Origin of the sequence: Dietzia sp. CQ4, assembly GCF_014145125.1 — a bacterium.
Lineage (GTDB): Bacteria > Actinomycetota > Actinomycetes > Mycobacteriales > Mycobacteriaceae > Dietzia > Dietzia natronolimnaea.
On record NZ_JAALDZ010000416.1, the window covers coordinates 1 to 3,063 of the forward strand.

General features: G+C 71.5%; 3 protein-coding genes and 1 pseudogene. 2 read left to right on the top strand and 2 right to left on the bottom strand.

Going from position 1 to position 3,063, the window contains the following annotated elements; all coding sequences use genetic code 11:
- Positions 1-1,316, bottom strand: a 1,316-nt coding sequence (locus G6031_RS18075) for a DEAD/DEAH box helicase (RefSeq protein ID WP_182654026.1), incomplete at its 3' end; no start/stop codon positions are given.
- A 288-nt stretch (positions 1,317-1,604) separates the two neighbouring features.
- On the opposite strand from G6031_RS18075, the gene G6031_RS18080 reads away from it, so the two are divergent.
- Positions 1,605-1,832: a DUF3107 domain-containing protein gene (locus G6031_RS18080; RefSeq protein ID WP_107748545.1), complete on the top strand. Its 228-nt coding sequence runs from the start codon at positions 1,605-1,607 to the stop codon at positions 1,830-1,832.
- Here G6031_RS18080 and G6031_RS18085 read toward each other — a convergent pair.
- Positions 1,829-2,488 carry a TetR/AcrR family transcriptional regulator gene (locus G6031_RS18085; protein WP_179524796.1) on the bottom strand — a complete coding sequence of 220 codons (660 nt, stop codon included), beginning with the start codon at positions 2,486-2,488 and terminating at the stop codon, positions 1,829-1,831. The genes G6031_RS18080 and G6031_RS18085 overlap by 4 nt on opposite strands.
- A gap of 159 nt (positions 2,489-2,647) precedes the next feature.
- Between G6031_RS18085 and G6031_RS18090 the strand changes: the two are divergent.
- Positions 2,648-3,063: pseudogene (locus G6031_RS18090) on the top strand (hypothetical protein); the annotation flags it as partial.

Below are 3,063 nucleotides of genomic sequence, written 5' to 3' on the forward strand. Positions count from 1 at the left end.
GCCTCGCGATCGGCCGGTCGCCGACCCGAGCCGGTCCCGGTCGCGGCCCCGACCCGGCCCCCCGCGCCCTCGGGGATGCCGAGCTCGGCGCGCAGATGGGGGGAGGTCGAATAGGTCTCGGCGGGCTCGCCGTGCCCCAGGCCGAGCGCCTTGTCGATGAGTCCCCAGCGGGGCAGGTCGTCCCAGTCCACGAGGGTGACGGCGACGCCCTTGCGGCCGGCCCGACCGGTGCGGCCGATCCGGTGGACGTAGGTCTTCTCGTCCTCGGGGCACTGGTAGTTGATGACGTGGGTCACGTCGTCGACGTCGATTCCGCGCGCCGCGACATCGGTCGCCACGAGGACGTCGACCTCCCCGGTGCGGAACGCCTTGAGCGACTTCTCGCGAGCGCCCTGGCCCAGGTCGCCGTGGATCGCCCCCACGCGGAAGCCCCGTTCGGCCAGGTCGTCGGCGAGCTTCTGGGCCGTGCGCTTGGTGCGGCAGAAGATCATCGTGGCGCCGCGTCCGTCCGCCTGCAGGATCCGTGAGACCACCTCGGGCTTGTCCATGGAGTGCGCCCGGTAGACGAACTGGGTGGTGTTCTCGTGCGTGGCGCCGGAGTCGGCGGCCTCCGCCCGGATGTGCGTGGGCTTGGTGAGGAACGTCCGCGCCAGGGTGATGATCGGTCCCGGCATGGTGGCCGAGAAGAGCATGGTCTGCCGTTGCTCCGGGACCATCCGGAGCAGCTTCTCGATGTCCGGCAGGAAGCCCAGGTCGAGCATCTCGTCGGCCTCGTCGAGGACCAGCACCTCGACCTTGCCGAGCACCAGCTTCGACTGGTTGGCCAGGTCGAGCAGACGGCCGGGGGTTCCCACCACCACGTCGACGCCCTTCTCCAGGGCGTCGGTCTGCTGCTCGTAGGGGGTTCCGCCGTAGATGGCCAGCACCTTGAGCGGCCGGGTTCCCGACCCGCCGGGGGCGGTGAGACCGGTGGCGGCGATCTTGAGGTCCTGGGTGACCTGGACACACAGCTCGCGGGTGGGAACGATGATGAGGGCCCGTGGCGTGCCGTCGAGCTCCCGGGTCACCTCGCCCGTCGAGATGCGGTGCAGGAGGGGGACGCCGAAGCCGTAGGTCTTGCCCATCCCCGTACGGGCCTGGCCGATGAGGTCGGACCCCGCCAGCGCCAGTGGGAGGGTGAGTTCCTGGATGGCGAAGGTGTGGGTGATGCCGCGCTCACCGAGCGCGGTGACGATCTCGGGGCGGACGCCGAGTTCGGCGAAGCTGGGGGAGGAGTCGGAGGACGGGGCGTCGACGACCGCGGTCGTCGTGGCCATGCCGTCGACTTCGCTGGTGGTCACATCTGTAGTGGACAGGGCGGTGCCTTTCTCGTCTCGCGCGCGGGAGGACGGGCCTTCCGATGGACGGCCTCGGCGAGCGGGGCGCGCGCACATTTCCACGCGGATCCTCGGTGCGGGGTCCGACCAGCGGACCGGGCGCGGGTGTGATCCACGTGGGTCCACCCTATCCCGTGACGCCGCGGGACACCGGGTCCGGGCTAGCCTGGGTCCCACGTATCACCGACGACGGCGAGACATGCGCCGACGATGAGAAGGGCAGGCACCGTGGAGGTCAAGATCGGCATCGCCGACAGCAATCGCGAACTCGTGTTCAAGACCGGGATGAACCCGGAGGACGTGCACGCCCGCGTGGAGGCCGCTCTCACCGCGGAGAGCAAGGCAGTGTTGGAGCTGGACGACGAGAAGGGTCGGCGCTATCTCGTGTCGACCGACCGGGTCGCCTACGTCGAGATCGGTGAGTCGGCGCGGCGCGCGGTCGGGTTCCTCTCCTAGGCGTCCGGGGCGGGCCGGTCCCCGCCCTGACGAGGGATCTTCGACAGTCCGCCCCAGCACAGGGTGACGGTCGTGGAGACGGCGTCGGCGCGGGAGATCGGTCGGCCCGCGTCGAGCCAGTGGCCGGCGCTGACCCGGCTCGCACCCACGAGGCCCACCGCGAGCAGACGCGACCGGTGCGCGTCGAGCCCGGAATCGCCCCTGACCAGGTCGTGTACGGCGTCGATGCAGCCGTCGGTGGCGCGGTCGAGCTCGCGCCGGACCTCCTCGTCGCCGGACTCGGAGGTGAACACCAGCCGGAAGCCGCGGGTGTCGGAATCGGCGTACGCGAAGAACGTGTCGACCGCCGCCTCGACGCGACGCCGGTTGTCCGAGGTCGAGTCCAGCGCCGCCCGGATGCGGCCGAGGAGCTCGTCCACGTGATGCCGCAGCACCTCGATGTACAGGTCGCGCTTGGAATCGAAGTGCTGGTACAGCACCGGTTTGGAGACCCCGGCCAGGACGGCGATGTCGTCCATCCCGGAGGCGTGGAAACCCTGGTCCACGAACACGGTCCCCGCCGCGTCGAGGAGCTGGCGTCGTCGGGCTCCTCGGGGCAGCCGGGTCGCCCTGGCGCGCCCCGGAGCCGTCGGGGACGGTCCGCCCGGGCTTGTCATCGTCTGGCTCCTGTCCTCCCGGACGTCGGGTCGACGGTCGACCGGGCCAGACGGACAATACCCGTACGGGCGGAGTGCCGGAGAAGGCGACCACCTCGGGATGTGGGATCGTGGAGACCTTGACTCGAGCCTGACCGGAGCGGACCTGGAGGTGTGCGGATGAGCGACGGCCGTCGCCGGACGTCGGACGGTGTCGACGCCGGGTCCACCTCGCGGGCTGACGCTCCGGCACACCGCGGGGACCGCTCTCCGTACTACCCTCCCCACGGTGAGCCGCTGCGGGCCCCGTGGGATCCGGCGGAGGAGACGACCCCCGGTCGTCGTCGCTCGGTCCCCGGCGCCAGGGACCACCTGCGCAAGCAGAGCCCCGTCGGTCGGTTCTTCACCACGTGGGGCTGGCGGGCGTACGCGATCCCGGTGCTGGTCGTCCTGACGGCACTCGTGATAGCCGACTCCGTGGCGGGTACCGGGGCGGGCGACGGCGCGGCCGTCGGCGAGGCGGAGGAGACGCCGGCGCTCATGGGGGAGCCACCCCGGGGTGAGGTGCCCCCGAGCGGGGAGCTGCCGGACGGTGG